We start from the raw sequence: 18,650 nt of genomic DNA on the forward strand, positions 1-18,650 counted from the left end.
GCGTCCGGACGGGCACGACGTCCCTGCGGCCCCGCGCGCAGGGACGTCCCCACCGTCAGGCCAGGGGAACCCGTGCCCGGACGTCCCCCAGCCCGCGGGCGAGCACGAGCTCCCCGCCCCCGGCCAGGGGTGCCCAGGTGCCGGCGGCGTCGTCCCAGCGGCGGAGCAGCCGGTCGTCGCAGCGCACCCTGACGGCGGCCGTGGCCCCGCTGGGGACGTCCACCCCCTGGTAGCCGATCAAGCGGATCGGCTGGTCGTCCTCGGCCGGGTCCAGGTAGACCTGCACGGTCTCCCGCGACGCCCGGGACGAGGTGTTCGTGAGCTCGACGTCCACCACCGGTCCGCCCTCGCCCGCCCGGGCCCGCACGGTCCCGTACTCCCAGGTGCCGTAGCCCAGGCCGTGCCCGAACCAGAACAGCGGGGCGGGGGCGTGCCCGGCGTGGTAGCCGCGGTGGCCGATGAACGTGCCGTCGTCGTAGCTCAGTGCCCGGTCGCCGTCCGGGACCACGTCCCACGCCGGGGCCGCCCCGTCCGCGGCGGGCCAGGAGGTGACCAGTCGCCCGGTGGGCTCGAGTGCGCCGGTCAGGGCGGCGGCCACGGCGTGTCCTCCCTCCTGACCCGGCAGCCCGGCCACCAGCACCGCGTCCACCTGGTCCAGCCAGGGCATGAGCACGGGGGTGGCGGCGTTGACGACGACCACGGTCCGCTCGGCGGCGGTGGCCACGCGTCGCACGAGCTCGTCCTGGCGCCCGGGCAGGACGAGGGTCGTCTTGTCGGCGGCCTCGGTCTCCTGCTCCTCGGTCAGGCCGACGACGACGACGGCGGTGCCGGCGGCGGCCGCCGCGGCCTCGGCGGCGGCGAGCAGGTCGTCGTCGGGGCGCGGGGCCGGGGCGGCCACCAGGGCCGTCTTGCCCGCCGTGGTCATCTGCAGCAGGTGGCTCTCCTCGGCCAGTCCCAGACCCGGATCGCCCAGGAGCACCTCCCGCCAGTCGACCGGGGCCGGCGCCACGGTGGCCGTGAGGGTGGCCGCAGCCGGCAGCTCCACGGTCTCGGCGAAGGCCGGTGGGCGCAGCATCGCCTCGCCCGGGTCCTGCCCCTCGAGGCGCAGCTCGGCCGACAGCTCCTGCCCCTCCGCCACCAGGTCCCAGCGCCCGGCGCCGACGGCGCCCAGCCGCACCGGTCCCGCGTCGTTGGCCAGGATGGTGGTGAGCACCGCGGTGGCCGGGACCTCGCCGAGGTCGTCGTGCCCGTCGAGCGAGATCGCCGGGGAGTCGGAGTGGTACCGGGTGAGCTCGGTGCCGTCGGCGCCGAGCAGCACCACCTGCATCCCCGGGGTTCCGGTGGCCGGATCCGTGAGGAAGGCGGGGTCCGCGGGGACCGGGCGGGTCCGCACGGCCGGTCCGTCGGCCACGCGCACGCGGTCCCCGAGCAGCGCGGCCAGCCCCTCGGCGATCGTGGACAGGTAGGGCGGGTTCACGACCGCCGAGCCCCCGCCCATGTCCACGGTGTCGATCGCGTGCCGTCCGATCAGCGCCACGTCCTGGCCGGCATCCCCCTCCACGGCCAGGGGCAGGACGCCGTCGTTCGCCACGACCGTCATGCCCCGGACGGCGATCCGGCGCAGCTGTTCCTTCCGCTGCGGGGAGTCCACCGCGGGCAGGTCCTGGGCCCACGGGCGGGACTGCCGCCCCGGCGGGGTGAGCCCGCCGACCCGCTCGGCCAGGTGCAGCAGCCGCAGCACGTGGTCGTCGATCGTCTCCTCGGCGACCTCACCGGCCCGGACCGCGGTCACGAGGCGCTCGCCCCAGGGCCCGCCGGGGCCGGGCATGACGAGGTCCAGGCCGCCGCTGGCGGAGGCCGCGGTGCGCTTGGTGGCGAACCAGTCGCTCATGATCAGCCCGTCCCAGGCCCACTCGCCCTTGACGATCCCGTTCTGGACGTGGTCGTGCTCCGTGGCCGCCACCCCGTTGACATCGTTGTAGGCGGCCATCATCGACCAGGCGCCCGCGTCCTGGACCGCCATCTCGAAGGGCAGCAGGTACAGCTCGCGCAGTGCGGTCTCCGGGACCCGGGAGTCCATGAAGTTGCGCAGCGTCTCGGACTCGTTGGCCACCAGGTGCTTCAGGCAGGCGGCGGTCCCGCGCTCCTGCATGCCGCGCACGTAGGCGGCCGCCGTGCGCCCGGTGAGGTACGGGTCCTCGGAGTAGGCCTCGAACAGCCGCCCGCCCAGCGGGGTCCGGTGCAGGTTGATCGTGGGACCGAGGACCACGTGGATGTGCTGGCGCTGGGCCTCCTCGGCCAGCATCCGCCCCACCTCCTCGGCGATCCCGTCGTCGAAGGCCCCGGCGATCAGGGTCGCGCTGGGGAACAGGGCCACGGCGTCCCCACCGACGAAGGTCAGCCCTCGGACGCCGGTGGGACCGTCCGAGAAGGCCAGGGCCGCCAGGCCGATCCTCTCGTTGCCGGGCAGGGTGAAGGCGGTCTCGCCGGTGAGCAGGTGGACCTTCTCCGCCAGGGAGAGCCGGTCGACGAGCTCCATGAGGCGGGCGGCCCGGCCGGAGGTCCGGGTGGCGTCGGTCATGGCGGTGTCGCTTTCTCCCGGGGCGTGCTCCTCACCGTGCCACAGATCGCTCACGACCGGCGGGCGGGGCTGAGCACCCGCGGCTCGTAGCGGACGGGTTCGAACGTCCGGGTCACGAGCTCCCGCAGGGCCTCCAGGGTGCCGGAGAGGACGCCGGCGGCCCGCAGCTGGACCAGGACGTTGCCGATCGCGGTGGCCTCCACGGGGCCGGCGTGCACGGTGCGGCCGGTGCGGTCGGCGGTGAGCTGGCACAGCAGGGCGTTCTGCGAGCCGCCGCCCACCACGTGCACGGTGCGGATGCTCCGCCCGGACAGCCGCTCGGCCTGCTCGATCGTGGTGGCGTAGGCCGCGGCCAGGGACTCCAGGATCGAGCGCACCACCTCGGCGCGGCCGCGCGGGGGCTCGACGTCGTGCTCCCGGCACCAGGCGGTGATGCGTGCGGGCATGTCGCCGGGGGGCGTGAAGCGGTCGTCGGTGGCGTCGAAGACGGCCACGGGGCGGGTCACGGCGGCGGCCTCGGCGAGCAGGGCCGCGAGGTCGCTGCTGCGCTGGGCGTCGGTGGCGCCGGGCCCGTCCCAGGTGCGCATGGACTCGGTGAGCAGCCACAGCCCCGAGACGTTCTTCAGGTAGCGGACCCGCCCGTCCACCCCGCCCTCGTTGGTGAAGTTCGCCGCCCGGCTCTCCTCGCCGAGCACCGGGGCGTCCAGCTCGATGCCGACCAGCGACCAGGTCCCGGAGGAGATGAAGGCCGCGTCCTCGGCGGTGCTCGGCACGGCGGCCACGGCGGAGGCGGTGTCGTGGGAGCCGACGGCGGTGACCGGCAGACCCGGGCCGGCGCCGAGCTCGGCCGCCACCGCCGGCAGCAGCGCACCGATCGTGGTGCCGGGGGCGACGACGGGGGCGAGCAGCTCCCGGGCGAACCCGAGCTCGTCCAGCAGCCCGGTGTCCCACTGCCCGGTGCGGGCGTCGAGCAGACCGGTGGTGGAGGCGTTGGTGGCCTCGGCGACCTGTTCCCCTGTCAGCCAGTACCCGATCAGGTCGGGGATCAGCAGCGCCCGGTCGGCCACGGCCAGGTCCCCGGCGAGCCGGTCGGCGGCGAGCTGGAAGACCGTGTTGAACGGCAGGTGCTGCAGCCCGTTGCGCCGGTACAGCTCCTCCCGCCCCACCCGGGCGTGCACCGCCGCCACCCCGGCGGCGGTGCGCTCGTCCCGGTAGTGGTAGGGCACCCCGAGCATCCGTCCGTGGCGCAGCAGCGCGTAGTCCACCGCCCAGGAGTCGACGCCGACGGAGGCGACGTCGTCCTCCTGGCGGAGGGCCTGGGCCAGCCCGGCGGTCACGGACCGGTGGAGCTCGGTGATGTTCCAGTGCAGCCCGGCCCGGTCCCCCTCGTGCAGGCGCACGGGCTGGTTGGGGAAGCGGGCCACGTGGCGCATCCGGAGCCGCCCGTCCACGAGGCCGCCGAGAATCACGCGCCCGCTGGTGGCCCCGAGGTCGACGGCGGCGACCGCCGCGGTGGTGCGCACCGGGCTCACCGGAGGAAGGCGGCGGCCACGCCGGCGTCGACGGGCACGTGCAGGCCGGTGGTGTGGGAGAAGTCGGCGGTGCACAGGGCGAACACCGCGTTGGCGACGTTCTCGGGCAGGACTTCCCGCTTGAGCAGGGTGCGCTGGGCGTAGTACGCGCCCAGCTCCTCCTCCGGCACGCCGTAGACCGCGGCGCGCTTGGCGCCCCAGCCGCCGGCGAAGATCCCGGAGCCGCGCACCACGCCGTCCGGGTTGATGCCGTTGACCTTGATCCCGTGCTCGCCCAGCTCGGCGGCGAGCAGCCGGACCTGGTGGGCCTGGTCGGCCTTGGTGGCGGAGTAGGCGATGTTGTTGGGCCCGGCGAAGATCGAGTTCTTCGAGGAGATGTAGACGATGTCCCCGCCCAGCCCCTGGGCGATGAGCACGCGGGCGGCGTTCTTGGAGACCAGGAAGGAGCCCTTGGCCATCACGTCGTGCTGCAGGTCCCAGTCGGCCTCGGTGGTCTCCAGCAGCGGCTTGGACAGCGACAGGCCGGCGTTGTTGACCACCAGGTCCAGCCCGCCGAAGGCCAGCACGGCCGCCTCGATCGCGGCCTGCACGGCGGCCTCGTCCGAGACGTCGACGGCGACGCCGACGGCCACGTCGGTCCCGCCGAGCTCCGCGGCCGCGGCGCGGGCCTTCTCGGCGTCCAGGTCGGCGATGACCACGCAGGCGCCCTCGGCGGCCAGGCGGGTGGCGATGGCCCTGCCTATGCCCGAGGCCGCCCCGGTGACCAGGGCGATCCGGGTGGCCAGCGGCTGGGGCGCGGGCATGCGCCGGAGCTTGGCCTCCTCCAGGGCCCAGTACTCGATGCGGAACTTCTCGGCCTCGTCGATCGGGGCGTAGGCGGAGATGCCCTCGGCCCCGCGCATGACGTTGATCGCGTTGAGGTAGAACTCCCCGGCCACCCGGGCGGTCTGCTTGTCCTTGCCGAAGGAGAACATGCCCACCCCGGGGACGAGCACGATCGCCGGGTCCGCCCCGCGGATCGCGGGCGAGTCCGGGCCGGCGTGACGGTCGTAGTAGTCCTGGTAGTCCGCGCGGTAGGCCTCGTGCAGCTCCTTCAGCCGTACGACGCAGTCCTCGACCGGGGCGCCGGCGGGCAGGTCCAGGACCAGGGGCTTGACCTTGGTGCGCAGGAAGTGGTCCGGACAGGAGGTGCCCAGTGCGGCCAGGCGCGGGTGCTCGGCGGCAGCGAGGAACTCCAGCACCCGGGCGTCGTCGGTGAAGTGGCCCACCTGCGGACGGTCGTGCGAGGCCAGCCCGCGGATCACCGGGGCCAGGGCCGCCGCCTTGGCCCGACGCTCCGCCTCGGGCAGCGCCCCGTAGCCGTCCAGGACCGGGCCGAAGGGCTCGGGCCGGCCGTGCTGGTCGATGTACTGCTCGGCGGTGCGGATGATCCACAGCGAGTTCTGCTCGGACTCCTCGCTGGTGGCGCCCCAGGCGGTGATGCCGTGCCCGCCGAGGATGCACCCGATCGCCTCCGGGTTCGCGTCCTTGATCGCCGCGATGTCCAGGCCCAGCTGGAAGCCGGGGCGGCGCCAGGGCACCCACACGACCTTCCCGCCGAAGATCTCGGCGGTGAGCCGCTCCCCGTCGGCGGCGGTGGCGACCGCGATGCCGGAGTCGGGGTGCAGGTGGTCCACGTGCGGGGCGTCGACCAGCCCGTGCATGGCGGTGTCGATGGACGGCGCCGCCCCGCCCGCCCCGTGCAGGCAGTAGTCGAAGGCCGCGACCATCTCGTCCTCGTGCTCGACCCCGCGGTAGACGCCGGTCAGCGCGCGGACCCGGTCCAGCCGCAGCGCGGCGAGGCCCCTCTCGGTGAGGGTGCCGAGGTCACCGCCGGAGCCCTTGACCCACAGCAGCTCGACGCCCTCGCCCGTGACGGGATCGGTCGCGGTGCCCTTGGCGGAGGTGTTCCCGCCGGCGTAGTTGGTGTTCTTCGGGTCCGCGCCGAGCCGGTTGGAGCGGACGATCAGGTCGGCGACGACGGAGTGCGTGGTGGTCTGCATGATCAGGTGTCTCTCTGCGAGGTGGTGTGCAGGGGGTGAGGTCAGGAAGCCCAGGAGGCCTGGGTGCCGCCGACGCGCTCGGCGGCCAGGCGCTGCTGGTGCCCGGAGGCGGCGTAGGCGGCCATCGGGTCCGCCGGAAGGCCGCGGGCCTCGCGCCAGTCCGCCAGGGCCGGGCGGACGTCGGTGTAGAAGGCGTCCATCAGGACCTGGTGGGCGCCGAGCACGTCGCCGGCCTCCTGGGCGGCGGTCAGGGCCACCCGGTCCAGCAGCAGGGCGCGGGCGGTCATCTCCTGGACGTTGAGCACCGAGCGGATCTGGCCGGGGATCTTCTCCTCCACGTTGTGGCACTGGTCGAGCATGAAGGCCACGCCCGAGTCCGGGTCCAGGGCCCCGCCGCGGATCACCTCGACCATGATGCGGAAGAGCTGGAACGGGTCCGCCGCGCCCACGATGAGGTCGTCGTCGGCGTAGTTGCGGGAGTTGAAGTCGAAGGAGCCGAGCTTCCCGAGCCGCAGCAGCTGCATCACGATGAACTCGATGTTGGTCCCGGGGGCGTGGTGGCCGGTGTCCAGGCAGACCAGCGCCCGCTCCCCGAGGGCGGTGACCTGGGCGCAGGCCGTCCCCCAGTCCGGGACGTCGGTGTGGTAGAACGCCGGCTCGAAGAACTTGTACTCCAGCACCAGCCGCTGCTCCGCCCCGACCTGGGCGTAGATCTCGGCCAGCGACTCCGCCAGCCGGTCCTGGCGACCGCGCAGGTCCTGCTGGCCGGCGTAGTTCGAGCCGTCGGCCAGCCAGATCTTCAGGTCCCGCGACCCGGTCTCGGCCATGATCTCCAGGCACCGCAGGTGGTGGTCGACGGCCTTCCGGCGCACCGTGGGGTCCGAGTGGGTGAGGGAGCCGAACTTGTAGGCGTCGTCCTGGAAGGTGTTGGAGTTGATCGTGCCCAGCGCCACCCCCTGGTCGGCCGCGTACCGGGCCAGGGCCCCGTAGTCGTCCACCTGGTCCCACGGGATGTGCAGGGCGACGGTCGGGGCCAGTCCGGTGAACCGGTGCACCGTGGCGGCGTCGGCGATCTTCTCCTCGACCGTGCGCGGGGTGCCCGGGGTGGAGAAGACCTTGAACCGGGTTCCCGAGTTGCCGAACGCCCACGAGGGCAGCTCGATGGCCTGGGCGGCCAGCTGGGGCGCGATGTCGTCGAATGCAGTCATGGGTTTCACATCTTCCGTGCGGGATCGAGGACGCGACCGGGACGGCGGCGCGATGGGTTATTGAATCGTNATGTCGTCGAATGCAGTCATGGGTTTCACATCTTCCGTGCGGGATCGAGGACGCGACCGGGACGGCGGCGCGATGGGTTATTGAATCGTTTCATGACGATAGGCGGTGACTCCAGTCACGTCAAGACCTTGCCCAGGCTCCCAGGACCAGGCTTTCCGGGCTCACCGAAGATCCCGCCGGAGGAAACTGTGGCAGGGGTATTGAAACGACTCAAAATGTGACTACGATGGCCCGGTACTGAGAGGCACCTCACATGCCGCGCTCGGCGGGACGCCCGGACCGCCCCGCTGAGCGTCACCGCCTCTCGTCCCCGGCCGGTCGTTCCGACGGCCCCACCACGAAGGAGTCCCGCATGGGCGCCCATCCGTCCGCCGCGACGCTGCAGGAGCTGATCGAGCTGCCCGAGGAGATCACCCGCACCCGCCGGTGCTTCCTCCTCCACGTCCGCCCCGAGAAGCTCGCCGAGTACGTCGAGGTGCACCAGCAGGTCTGGCCCGCGATGCTCGCCGCCCTCCGGGAGACCGGCTGGCGAAACTACTCCCTGTTCCTGCACCCGGAGGACGGGCTGGTCGTGGGCTGCTTCGAGGCCGACGACGTCGCGGCCACCCAGGCGCTCATGGACGACCACCCGGTCAACGCGCGCTGGCAGGCCGAGATGGCCCAGTACTTCGTCGAGGGGTCGCACCCCGAACCGCTCCTCCAGTACTTCCACCTGGCCTGAGCCGGGACCACCACCCGCACGGCACCACCGTCACCGTCACCGTCACCGTCACCGTCACCGTCACCGTCACCGAAGGATCACCCATGACCACCACGAAGCTCGGGGGCTGGAAGGCCACCATCGCGGTCTCCATGTCCAACTACATCGAAGCCGGGTCCATCATCGCGCTGGCCACCAGCCTGAGCCTGTGGCAGGAGTACTTCGGCTTCACGAACCTCGCCGTGGGCCTCGTGGCCGCGCTCAGCGCCAACGCCTTCGGCGCGGCCCTCGGCGCGCTGATCGGCGGGCCGCTCGGCGACCGGTACGGGCGCAAGTTCATCTACACCTACGACCTGATCCTGTACATGATCGGCACCGCCTTCGTGATCTTCGCCGTGGCGCCGTGGATGCTGGTGCTCGGCGTGGTCCTGACCGGCATCGCCGTGGGCGCCGGCGTTCCCGTGGCCTGGACCTACATCGCCGAGGAGGCGCCGTCCGAGGCCCGGGCGAAGCACGTGGGCACCGCCCAGTTCGCGTGGTCCCTGGCCCCGGCGCTGGTGTTCCTGTTCGCCACCTTCGTGGTGCCGCTGGGGTTGCTGGGCACCCGCATCGTCTTCGCCCACCTGTTCGTGGTCGCCTTCGTCACCTGGTGGGTCCGCCGGGGCCTCTCCGAGTCCCACACCTGGAAGAAGTCCGACGAGGAGCGGCGCGCCTCGGAGGCCACCGGGATCAAGCGGCGCAACTACCGCGAGCTGCTCACCAACCGCACCAACCTCAAGGCGCTGCTCTTCCTCGTGGGCGTGTACGCGCTGTGGAACCTCGTCGCGGGGCAGATGGGCATCTTCATGCCGCGGGTGTACGAGACCGCCGGTGTCGAGTCGGCCACCCAGCAGAACCTGCTCCAGGTGCTGCTGTGGAGCTTCACGGTGCTGGCCACCTGGTTCGGCTTCATGCGCTACGGCGACCGGGTCGACCGGCGCCTGCTCTACGGCATCGGGGCGCTCCTGGGGATCGCCGCCTGGGTGCTGCTGGTCTTCGCCCACGTCACCATGCCGGTGCTGATCCTCTTCGCCGTGCTCTGGGGCGTGTCCGCCGGCATCGGCGCCCAGGCGTTCTACGCCCTGTGGGCCGCGGAGATGTTCGCGACCCGCTACCGTGCCAGCGCGCAGGGCGTGCTGTTCTTCGTCGCCCGCATCGTCGTGGGCCTGCTCAGCTACTGGTTCCCCACCCTGCTCGCCGAGCACGGCGTGCCCTTCGTGGGCATGATCATGATCGGGGCCCTCCTGGTCGCGCTGCTCGTCGGCGTGATCGGCGCCCCGGACACCCGCGGCAAGAGCCTGGAGCAGATCGAGGAGGACCGCTACGGGACGCCCGCCTCCCGGCCGGCCCAGCCGGTGGGCTGAGCCCGGCGCACCGCAGCGACACCACCGGGCCGCGGCCCCTCGGCGTGCCGGCCGGGGAGCCGCGGCCCGGTGCGTCGAGGGGACCGCGGCCCGCCCGCGCGCCGGGCACGCTGACCGCCCCCGGCGGCCGGATCGTTAGAATCGAGGACCTGGACAGTTCCGAGGGAAAGTGACGACGTGACCCCTGCGCGACCGGCGGTGAGCATCAAGGAGGTGGCCCGGGAGGCCGGGGTGTCCATCGGCACCGTCTCCAACGTCCTCAACCGCCCCGAGGTGGTCTCCGAGGACCGCCGCCGCCGCGTGCTCCGGGTCATCGAGGACCTGGGCTACGTCCGCAACGACGTCGCGCGCCAGCTCAAGGCCGGCCGCTCGCGCACCGTGGGCCTCGTGGTGCAGGACTCGGCCAACCCCTTCTACAACGAGATCGCCCTGGGCGCGGAGACGGCCGCCGAGCGGCTGGGCCAGGCCGTGATCATCGGCAACGCGGGGCTCTCCCCCGAGCGGGAGAGCCTGTACCTGGACCTGTTCGAGGAGCAGCGGGTCCGGGGCGTGCTCGTCACCCCCCAGACCCCGGAGCGGGCCCGCGTCGATGTCCTGCGCTCCCGCGGCACCCCGGTGGTGCTGGTGGACGAGCACGCGGCTCCCAGCGAGTACTGCTCGCTGGCCGTGGACGACGTCGAGGGCGGCCGCGCGGCCGTGGCGCACCTCCTGGGGACGAGCCGCCGGCGGATCGCCTACGTGGGCGGCCCCGACTCCCTGCACCAGGTCCGCGACCGCCGGGCGGGGGCGCAGCGGGCGGTCGAGGCCGTGCCCGGTGCGTCCCTGGAGTCCTTCGGCACCACCGCCCTGACGGTGCTGGAGGGACGCCGGGTCGGCGAGCAGATCCTCGAGCTCCCCCCGGGGCGCCGCCCCGAGGCCGTGTTCGCCGCCAACGACCTGCTGGCGCTCGGGCTGCTGCAGGCCTTCGCGTTCACCCACCGCGTCCGGGTGCCCGAGGACATCGCGCTCATCGGCTACGACGACATCGACTTCGCGACCTCGGCGATCGTCCCGCTCTCCTCGATCCGCCAGCCCGCGCAGCTGATCGGGCGCACGGCCGTGGAGCTGCTGGAGGACGAGATCACCGACCCCGGCCACCACCACCGTCACGTGAGCTTCCAGCCCGAGCTCGTCGTCCGGGACTCCACCCGCCCTACGGCCTGAGCTGTCGAGCGCCCCGCCCGGGGGCCCTGGAGCCGCGTGGGCCCAGGAGTCACGCGGGCGCGAGCCGGCGCCGCAGCATCTCGGCTCCGTCTCCCGCCAGCCGGTCCAGCCCGGCGCGGCGGCCCGTGAGCAGGAGCAGCAGCGCGGCGGCCGGTCCCCGGATCTCGGGGCCCTCGCCCGCGACCCAGGAGACGTCGGTGGCGAAGAACCGGAAGCCCTCCAGCGGCAGGTGCCGGAACACCCGCGCCGTGCGCGTGCTCCCGGTGGACCGCACGCGCTCCGCGGCGACGGCCGCGGCCTCCGGGGGCATCTCGAGCTCGAGGCCCAGCGGCACGGCGATGTCCTGGCCGTGCACCAGGATGTCGGTCAGCGTCTCGAGGCTCGTCACACCCACGTTGTGCCGCCGGGAGCCCACCGTGGCGCGGATGCCCGCGACCAGGCGGTCCGCCGGACGGTGGGCGCGGTCACGGGCGGACTCGAGGATGACGTGGTTGAGACCGCCCGGGTGCCGCAGCGCGGACAGCAGCGCGGCGCCGAGGCCCAGCTGCTGCAGCGTCAGGTGGGCGGCGACGTCCCGCACCGTCCATCCCTCGCACAGCGACGGGTGGTCCCACTGCTCCCCGGAGAGCCCGGCGAGCAGGTCCGCCGTGCGCCGGCGCTGAAGGTCGATCACGGCCCAGACGTCGTCGTCGCCCATCGGGCCGGTCGTGCTGTTCTTCCGGACCGTGCTCATGGTCCTGCCTCCTCGCCCGCGGACGGGGCCGCCACCGAGCCCCTCGTGTCCTCCGGGTGACCCGATTATAGTTCGTTCATAGGACTATTTCGAGGGGCGAGCATGACAGGACAGCTCAGCATCGGGGTGCTCATGTTCATCGCGCACCGCTCGGCGGAGAACCGGATCGTGGAGGCGGTGCGTCGGGCCGGCTACACGGACCTCACCGTGCCGCAGGCGCGCATCCTGGCGCGGATCGGCCCGGACGGGACCCGCCTGTCCGAGCTGGCCGAGCAGGCGCAGGTGGCCAAGCAGACGGCCACGGTGCTGGTGGACCGGCTCGAGCGCGCGGGCTACGTGGAGCGCACGGTCGACCCCCGCGACGCCCGGGCCCGGCTGGTGCGGATCGCGGGCCGGGGGACGGAGCTCGTGCCGATCGCCCGCGCGGAAGAGGCCCGGATCGAGGCGGAGTGGAGTGCGCACCTGGGCGAACGGAGGATGCGCCAGTTGCGCGAGGCGCTCACAGCACTGCGCGAAATCACCGACCCGCACGCGGGGCCGGAGGAGCAGGGGTGAGGCTCAGGCCTCCTTGGGGATGATGATCCACAGGGCGATGTAGACCAGCTCCCCCACGCCCACCAGGCCGAAGACGATGAAGCCCAGCCGCAGGAGGAACTTCGGCAGTCCGAAGCGGGCCGCCAGGGCCGCGCAGACGCCGGCGATGAGCTTGCCGTTGCGGGGGCGGACCAGAGAAGTGTTCATGCCCGGATCCTACCAACGCACCCCGGGACACGCCCGGGAGCGGGACCGTCCGGTCCGGGCGGAGCGGACGGCCCCGGCCGGCGTCAGAGGTCGACGACGCCCTTGTCGCCCTTGATCGTGTCGCCGGTGACCTTGGACTTCACGAGGTTGGCCACCTGGGTGACCTTGCCGCCGCCGGGGGTGTCCCAGTACTCGGCGGAGCGGCCGGTGACCTCGATGAGGATGTTGTTCGGGTTCTCCGGCCCGCCCTCGAGCCAGGAGCCGGTGAAGCTGTCCCACAGCTCCTTGAGCTTGGCCTCGTCGTTGAGCACCAGCGCCGTCCCGGTCAGCGAGACCCAGGCGCCGTCCCCGGCGTAGGCGACGTTCACGGCCGGCCGCTGCTGCAGGTCCTGGACCTGGTCCGAGGTGCGCTCGGCGATGAAGTACACGGTGCCGTCGAAGTCCACGTCCTGCGTGGCCATCGGCTTGGAGATCAGGTTCCCGTGCTCGTCCGCGTGGGTGAGCATGGCGATCCGGGTGTCCTTGATGAGCTGGCGCACCTTGGCGGTGCCGTTGTCCTGGTCGGTCATGGGGAGGTCCCTTCTTCGGTGGACTGCTGACGGTGTTCGACTGCTGAACTGCGGTCCGCGGCGCGGAGGGCCAGTCTATGAACCCGGGGCGCGTCGCACGAGGGGTGGTCCGGGGAAAGGCTCCCGTCAAGCCGCGGGGAGGACCGCCGCTGCGACCCCTCCTACCGGCCCTCCGGCGCCTCGGCGGCGGCCGGGACCACCGCGTTGCGCGTGGTGGAGACCGGCAGGTTCACGGGGCACGCCATCTGCCCGGCGAGGCGGTGGACCACGGCGAACGCGCTCAGGGCGAGCGCCAGCACCCCCAGCCAGGGCTGGACGGGCGCGAACCACGTCAGGGCCCCGGTGGAGCCGAGGGCCAGCAGCGCGAGCTTGTTGCAGACCGGGCAGCCCACGGCGAACCAGGCGGCGAACGTGCCGACCGCGCCCAGCCGGGCGCTGCGGCGCTCGCCGGACTCCACGGCCCGGGCCACGGTGGCCGCGGCGACGTCGTCGTCCCCTGGAAGCGGGGTGCCGCCGGCCACGGGGGACACGTAGGAGGCCACGAGGACACCGGTGAGCGCCGAGGTGGCGAGCCAGACGGGGTAGTTCCACCACACGGGCGGGATCTCGCGGCTGAAGACGCCGTTGGGGATGAGCACGGTGGCGAGCCCCAGGACCAGGGCGGTGGCGAGCCCCGCGAGCACCGCGACGCCCCACTGGCGCGGACCCCACAGTCGGAGGGCCTGGGTGGCGGGGCGGAGGCGCTGCGTCATGGGCGGGGTGCCTTTCGGTGGGACGAGGTGGTGCCCCCACTGTGTCGTGGATCGCGGTCCCGCACCAGCGCGGGGACCAGCCGCACCAGCACCACCATCCCCACCAGCTCGACCAGGGTCTGGGTGACGACGACGAACGGCGTCAGCGCGAGCCGCTCCGGCAGCGCCAGGGCCAGGGGGAGCACTACGAGGGAGTTGCGGGTGACCCCGCCGAAGACCAGGGCCCGGGAGACCGGCACGTCCAGGCGGGCCAGGCGGGCGGCCAGGATCCCGATCGGGACCATGAGCACCAGGAAGCCGGCGTAGAGCGGCACGACCGCCGCGAGGTGGGGCAGCTGCTCCCCCACCCCGCGCACCTGCGAGGCGATCACGGTGAACAGGGTCAGCGCCATGAGGGGCACCATCGCCGCGCCCGTCGCGGACTCCAGCCGCCGGGCCGCGGCGGAGCGGGACGCCGCCCGCTGCACGGCCGCCGCCGCGGCCAGGGGCAGCAGGATCAGGAGCACGAACGCCTCCACGAAGGGGCCCAGCTCCACCAGGGCCACCGCCTCCGGGCCGGCGAGGAGCAGCAGGTAGGCAGGCAGGAGCAGCATCTGCGCGAGCATCAGCAGCGGGGCGGCCGCCAACAGCCGGTCGGCGGCGCCCCCGGCGAGGCCGGTGAAGACGATGACGTAGTCCACGCAGGGGGCCAGCAGCACGAGCAGCACGCCCAGCAGCAGGGCCTCGTGCCCGGCGACCGGCCGGGACAGCCCGAGGACCACGACCGGGACGACCAGGAAGTTCACCACCAGCAGCGCCGCGAGGAAGCGGAGATCCGCGAAGGCCCGGCCCAGTGCGGCGAACGGGACGGCCAGGAACGTGGCGAACAGCAGCAGCCCCAGGACCGGGGTGATGGCCGGGGCGAGCGCCGGCGCGCCGGGCACCGTCCAGCCCACGAGGACCGCGGCCGCGATGGTCACCAGGTACACCGCCACCTGGTGGCGCTCGGCCCGTGCGACGGCTGTCGGTGCGTTCACCCGCCCAGCCTAGGGGCAGACCCTCCGGGGGGGGGTGCCGGCGGTCGTCGCCGGTCCCCACCCCGATAGCCTGGTGGCATGCAAACGCACACGGCCCGCACGGAGGCCGCCCGGGTCGATGCCCTGCACGCCCTGAAGATCCTGGACACCCCCCGGGAGGAGCGCTACGACCGTGTGGTGCGCATCGCCCAGGACGTCTTCGGGGTGAAGGCCGCGGCCGTGAACCTCATCGACGCCGACCGGCAGTTCACCAAGGCCGAGGCGGGACTGGACGGGCTCGTCCACGCCACCCGCGCCGACTCGCTGTGCGCGCGCACGGTCGACCGGGACGCCCCGCTGATCGTCGCCGACGCGATGACCGAGCAGTGCTTCGCCGGCAGCTCGTTCGTCAGCGGGGACGACCCGGTGCGCTTCTACGCCGGCCACCCGCTGCACGCCCCCGGCGGTGAGCCGGTCGGGTCCCTGTGCCTGGTCGACAGCGTCCCGCGCGAGCTGGACGAGCGGGAGCGGCGCATCCTCGCGGAGATGGCCGGGTGGGTGGAGCGCGAGCTCGCGGCCCAGATGGAGCTGGACCGGGCCGAACAGATCCAGCAGATGCTCATGCCCCGCACCGGGCTGGTCACCCCCGTGGTCGAGGCCGCCGGCCGGTGCCTGCCGGCGCGGTCCATCGGCGGGGACTTCTACGACTGGATGGTCCTGGGCGACGAGGTGCAGGCGATGGTCACCGACGTGATGGGCAAGGGCATCCCCGCGGCCCTGCTGTCCGCCTCCGCGCGCGCCGTGCTGCGCGGGACGTTCCAGTACAACCCCCCTGCGGAGGCCATGAAGCGCGCGGCCGGGGCGCTGACCCCGCTGCTGGAGGAGGCGGGGGCGTTCATCACCGCCTTCATCGCCCGGGTGCACACCGGGACAGGGGAGATGAGCTACATCGACGCCGGCCACGGCCTGGCGCTGGTCCTGTCCCCGGACGGTGCCCACCGTCGGCTGATCTCCTCGGGCCCGCCCCTGGGGGTCGTGGCCGGGTGGATCTGGGACGTGCACACCACCACGCTGCTGCCCGGACAGACCCTGCTGGTGGTCTCCGACGGCTACCTGGACTTCTTCGACGACCTCGAGGCGGCCGTCGCGACCGCCGCAGCCCTCAACACGCTGGCCGGCACCGCCGAAGAGCTCGTGATGCTGTGCAGCGACTACGCCGGCACCTCCGGCGCCGATGACGACACGACGGTCCTCGCGCTCCGGCGCACCGCCTGAGCACCCACCGGTCGCTCCGCCCGGTCCGAGGGCTCACCCCACGTGCCGGCAGGCGGGCTCGCTCGTGTAGGTGAGGACCACCTCGTCGTCCTCGGGGCGTTCCCGGGAGGAGCGGTGGCTGACGGCGGCCAGCACCGCGGTGATGACCTCCTCGTCGTCCTCGGGGCGTTCCCACTCGGAACTCCCGCGGCCGGGGGGTCGCCCGGCGCTTCCGGCCGGTGCGGCGCCGGGCCGGGTCTGCTCCCGGGGCAGGACCTGGAACCCTCGGACGCCGGTACCGATCGTCTGCGGTGCCGGCGGTGTCGATCCGGAGTGGATGCCGGTCGTGGTGGTCATCGCGCTTCCCTACTTCGTCGTAGTGGTGTGCTCGGTGGTGTCGTGCTGTGCCCGGTCGGTGTCCGTCCCCGCGGGGCGTGACACTTCCGGTGGAGTGCCCCGCTTCCCGGACCCCCAGGACCGTCGCGGGGCCCGCGGATCCCGGCTGCCCGATGGAACCGGGCGCGCCGGTGGACGCCGAGGAGTCCGGGAGTCGCAGACGGCGCGCTGGTGGGGGATTCGCCTCTGCCCGCAGGTGGACCTGAGACTAGCGACCCGGACCACGGACCGGAACCGCCCGGCGAAATATGTCGACGCATCAGGGCGCGCGAAGCGCGAGAGCGCGCCGGGGAGCGGCCCTCACGCTGACGTGGAGTCGCCCTTCGTCAGCGTTCGCAGGAGGGGCTGGACGCGGTAGGGGATCTGCTCGCTGAGGGCCAGGGACGTCTCGGCGCGGAGGACTCCCCGGATCCGCAGGATCGAACGCAGGACGGCGTGCAGATCACGGGTCTCCCGCGCCGCCACCCGGCACCAGACGTCCCCGCGCCCCGAGATCTCGTGCACCTCCAGGACGTTGTCGATGCCGCGCAGGGCGGTGACGACGGCGTCGAGCTCCCGGTGGGTGACCTCGAGGGTGAGGAACGCCAGGACGTCGAAGCCCACGGAGGCCAGGTCGACGTCTCGACCGCCGGAGCGCAGCACCTCCCGGCGCTCGAGCCGGCGCATCCGCGAGACCACGGTGTTGCGNCGTCGAGCTCCCGGTGGGTGACCTCGAGGGTGAGGAACGCCAGGACGTCGAAGCCCACGGAGGCCAGGTCGACGTCTCGACCGCCGGAGCGCAGCACCTCCCGGCGCTCGAGCCGGCGCATCCGCGAGACCACGGTGTTGCGGGCGACCCCGAGTGCGGCCGCCACCTCCCCGATCTGCGCCCGGGGGTACCGCAGGAGGTGCAGCAGCAGCCCGATGTCGACGGCGTCCAGTGTGGTCACGGTGGTCTCCCTGTCAGTGGTCCGCCTCGAATTTTTGATCAGCGTGATCAGTTCCGCAAGCATCTCGGTGGTGCCGGACTCAGTCTCCGGCAGACTGCGTGAGCACACTGCGCCGGCCGCCCACGGCACAGCCCGCAATCGCCGATCCCACCGGAAGGCCCGCGATGACCGTGTTCAACGAGCTGACCATGCGCTCCGGCGCCGGCGACGCAGGCCGGGGATGGAACGCGGGATCGCGCTCCCGCCTGGTGCTGACCATGTCCACGACGGCACTGCTGCTGGTGGGCGCCAACCTGGCCACCCCGCTGTACCCCGCGCTGCAGGAGCGCCTGGGGCTCGGCCCCTTCGAGGTGACGGTGGCGTTCTCCTCCTACGTCCTGGCCCTCATTGCCGGGCTCGTTCTCTACGGGCACTGGTCGGACCACATCGGGCGGCGCACTGCCCTGGTGCTGTCGGTCCTCGTGGGACTGGTTGGTGAGATCGTCTTCGCGACCGCCGGGGGTCTCGCCGGTCTCGTGGCCGGCCGGGTCCTGCAGGGCGCAGCCGTCGCGATGGTGACCGGCGCCAGCAGCGCGGCGCTCCGGGAGCTCCTGCCCCACCGCCCGGAGTGGGCCGGCCGCTTCACCCTCCTGGCGTCGGCGGGCGGAGTGGCGGCGGGCCCCCTCCTGGGCGGGGCCCTGGGGCAGCTGCCCCACCCGACGACGACTCCCTTCGCCGTCCACTGCACCATGCTGGTCGCCGTCCTGGTGCCGCTGTGGACGCTGCACGCCAGGCCGGCCATCGCCCCGGCCCCGGGATCGGCGGCCTTCGAGGCTCTGCGGCCGCGCCGTCTCTGCCTGCCGCCCGGGGTCCGCACGCGGTTCCAGCAGGCGGCCGCGGTCGGTTTCCTCAGCTTTGCGCTCTTCGGCTTCAGCCTCTCGCTGGCTCCGGGCTACTTCGCCCGAACGCTGGGGGTGAGCTCCCCGGCCGGGATCGGGGCGCTGGCGGCCCTCGTGCTCGTCGGGTCCGCCGCGGCGCAGCTGGTGGGACGCCCCCGCGTCCGGGCCCTGCCCGGGGCGCTGGTGGGGATGGCCCTGGGCACGGCGCTGATCGGGGTGGCGGGCGCGCTGGCCAGCCTGCCGCTGCTGCTCCTCGCCGCCCTGTTCGCCGGGGCGGCCCAGGGCGTCGCGTTCCGCACGGCGTTCAACGAGCTGTCCGTGGCCGTTCCGGCTGCCGACAACGCCCGGGTGGTCAGCGCGGTCTACGTCGTGACCTATCTGGGCAGTGCCGTGCCGGTCCTGGGCCTCGGGGTCCTGGCCGGCGCGGTGGGCGTCCCCTCGTCCGTCCACTGGTTCGCGGGCACCCTGGCGGGCGCATGCCTGCTGCTGGCGGGAACCGTCCGGCTCCGGGCCGGACGCGGGCCGCGGCGCGGACAGCAGGCCTGACCGGTCGGGGCACGAGGGACAGCACGCGAGGGTCCGCCGTCAGGCGATGAGCACCGGCGGCGGCCACAGGCGGCTCTTTCCCCGGGCGCGCCGAGCAGTCATCATCGTGGGACGACGG

Annotated in this window: 17 protein-coding genes and 1 pseudogene; 6 read left to right on the forward strand and 12 right to left on the reverse strand. The window is 73.3% G+C overall.

Going from position 1 to position 18,650, the window contains the following annotated elements; genetic code table 11:
* Nucleotides 1-55 precede the first annotated feature (55 nt).
* From H488_RS38355 to rhaI, 4 genes are read right to left on the reverse strand one after another with little or no spacing between them, the layout of a single operon-like run.
* Nucleotides 56-2,581 carry a glycoside hydrolase family 3 protein gene (locus H488_RS38355; protein ID WP_017834021.1) on the reverse strand — a complete coding sequence of 842 codons (2,526 nt, stop codon included), beginning with the start codon at nt 2,579-2,581 and terminating at the stop codon, nt 56-58.
* A 50-nt stretch (nt 2,582-2,631) separates the two neighbouring features.
* Nucleotides 2,632-4,104 (reverse strand): rhamnulokinase, encoded by a 1,473-nt coding sequence (locus tag H488_RS30615; RefSeq protein ID WP_017834022.1) that lies wholly within the window; start codon nt 4,102-4,104, stop codon nt 2,632-2,634.
* A gap of 5 nt (nt 4,105-4,109) precedes the next feature.
* Nucleotides 4,110-6,155, reverse strand: coding sequence for a bifunctional rhamnulose-1-phosphate aldolase/short-chain dehydrogenase (locus tag H488_RS30620; RefSeq protein WP_017834023.1), 2,046 nt, complete (start codon nt 6,153-6,155; stop codon nt 4,110-4,112).
* 41 nt (nt 6,156-6,196) lie between these two features.
* Nucleotides 6,197-7,363 (reverse strand): L-rhamnose isomerase, encoded by a 1,167-nt coding sequence (gene rhaI, locus H488_RS30625; protein ID WP_017834024.1) that lies wholly within the window; start codon nt 7,361-7,363, stop codon nt 6,197-6,199.
* Nucleotides 7,364-7,785: 422 nt separating this feature from the next.
* Between rhaI and H488_RS30630 the strand changes: the two genes are divergently transcribed.
* The 3 genes from H488_RS30630 to H488_RS30640 all read left to right on the forward strand — a co-directional run bounded on the left by H488_RS30630 (nt 7,786) and on the right by H488_RS30640 (nt 10,739).
* Nucleotides 7,786-8,154, forward strand: coding sequence for an L-rhamnose mutarotase (locus H488_RS30630; RefSeq protein WP_017834025.1), 369 nt, complete (start codon nt 7,786-7,788; stop codon nt 8,152-8,154).
* Nucleotides 8,155-8,237: 83 nt separating this feature from the next.
* A complete protein-coding gene (locus H488_RS30635) occupies nt 8,238-9,536 on the forward strand; it encodes an MFS transporter (RefSeq protein WP_017834026.1) in 1,299 nt (432 codons plus the stop codon).
* A 177-nt stretch (nt 9,537-9,713) separates the two neighbouring features.
* Complete coding sequence (locus H488_RS30640) at nt 9,714-10,739, forward strand: LacI family DNA-binding transcriptional regulator (protein ID WP_043739198.1); 1,026 nt, start codon at nt 9,714-9,716, stop codon at nt 10,737-10,739.
* A gap of 49 nt (nt 10,740-10,788) precedes the next feature.
* Here the strand turns inward: H488_RS30640 and H488_RS30645 are convergent, their stop codons facing one another.
* Complete coding sequence (locus H488_RS30645) at nt 10,789-11,472, reverse strand: maleylpyruvate isomerase family mycothiol-dependent enzyme (RefSeq protein ID WP_017834028.1); 684 nt, start codon at nt 11,470-11,472, stop codon at nt 10,789-10,791.
* Between the two features lie 102 nt (nt 11,473-11,574).
* On the opposite strand from H488_RS30645, the gene H488_RS30650 reads away from it, so the two are divergent.
* Nucleotides 11,575-12,027, forward strand: a complete 453-nt coding sequence (locus H488_RS30650) for a MarR family winged helix-turn-helix transcriptional regulator (RefSeq protein WP_031283282.1) — start codon at nt 11,575-11,577, stop codon at nt 12,025-12,027.
* Nucleotides 12,028-12,030: 3 nt separating this feature from the next.
* Here the strand turns inward: H488_RS30650 and H488_RS30655 are convergent, their stop codons facing one another.
* The 4 genes from H488_RS30655 to H488_RS30670 form a co-directional block, all read right to left on the reverse strand.
* Nucleotides 12,031-12,213: a PspC domain-containing protein gene (locus tag H488_RS30655; RefSeq protein ID WP_017834030.1), complete on the reverse strand. Its 183-nt coding sequence runs from the start codon at nt 12,211-12,213 to the stop codon at nt 12,031-12,033.
* Between the two features lie 83 nt (nt 12,214-12,296).
* Complete coding sequence (locus tag H488_RS30660) at nt 12,297-12,782, reverse strand: pyridoxamine 5'-phosphate oxidase family protein (RefSeq protein WP_017834031.1); 486 nt, start codon at nt 12,780-12,782, stop codon at nt 12,297-12,299.
* 161 nt (nt 12,783-12,943) lie between these two features.
* A complete protein-coding gene (locus H488_RS30665) occupies nt 12,944-13,534 on the reverse strand; it encodes a hypothetical protein (protein ID WP_017834032.1) in 591 nt (196 codons plus the stop codon).
* On the reverse strand, nt 13,531-14,550 hold the full coding sequence (locus H488_RS30670; protein ID WP_017834033.1) for a hypothetical protein: 1,020 nt from the start codon (nt 14,548-14,550) through the stop codon (nt 13,531-13,533). The genes H488_RS30665 and H488_RS30670 overlap by 4 nt, the downstream gene beginning before the upstream one ends.
* 78 nt (nt 14,551-14,628) lie before the next feature.
* On the opposite strand from H488_RS30670, the gene H488_RS30675 reads away from it, so the two are divergent.
* Nucleotides 14,629-15,804: a PP2C family protein-serine/threonine phosphatase gene (locus H488_RS30675; RefSeq protein WP_017834034.1), complete on the forward strand. Its 1,176-nt coding sequence runs from the start codon at nt 14,629-14,631 to the stop codon at nt 15,802-15,804.
* A 33-nt stretch (nt 15,805-15,837) separates the two neighbouring features.
* On the opposite strand, the gene H488_RS30680 is transcribed toward H488_RS30675, so the two are convergent.
* The 3 genes and pseudogenes from H488_RS30680 to H488_RS38420 all read right to left on the reverse strand — a co-directional run.
* Nucleotides 15,838-16,140 carry a hypothetical protein gene (locus H488_RS30680; RefSeq protein WP_017834035.1) on the reverse strand — a complete coding sequence of 101 codons (303 nt, stop codon included), beginning with the start codon at nt 16,138-16,140 and terminating at the stop codon, nt 15,838-15,840.
* 339 nt (nt 16,141-16,479) lie between these two features.
* Nucleotides 16,480-16,845, reverse strand: a complete 366-nt coding sequence (locus tag H488_RS0118630) for an Lrp/AsnC family transcriptional regulator (protein WP_017834036.1) — start codon at nt 16,843-16,845, stop codon at nt 16,480-16,482.
* A 173-nt stretch (nt 16,846-17,018) separates the two neighbouring features.
* Nucleotides 17,019-17,171, reverse strand: a pseudogene (locus H488_RS38420) (hypothetical protein); the annotation flags it as partial.
* A gap of 101 nt (nt 17,172-17,272) precedes the next feature.
* Here H488_RS38420 and H488_RS30685 point away from each other — a divergent pair.
* A complete protein-coding gene (locus H488_RS30685; protein WP_017834037.1) occupies nt 17,273-18,532 on the forward strand; it encodes an MFS transporter in 1,260 nt (419 codons plus the stop codon).
* Nucleotides 18,533-18,650 lie beyond the last annotated feature (118 nt).

The organism is Kocuria sp. UCD-OTCP, assembly GCF_000349605.1.
Classification (GTDB): Bacteria; Actinomycetota; Actinomycetes; order Actinomycetales; family Micrococcaceae; genus Kocuria; species Kocuria rosea.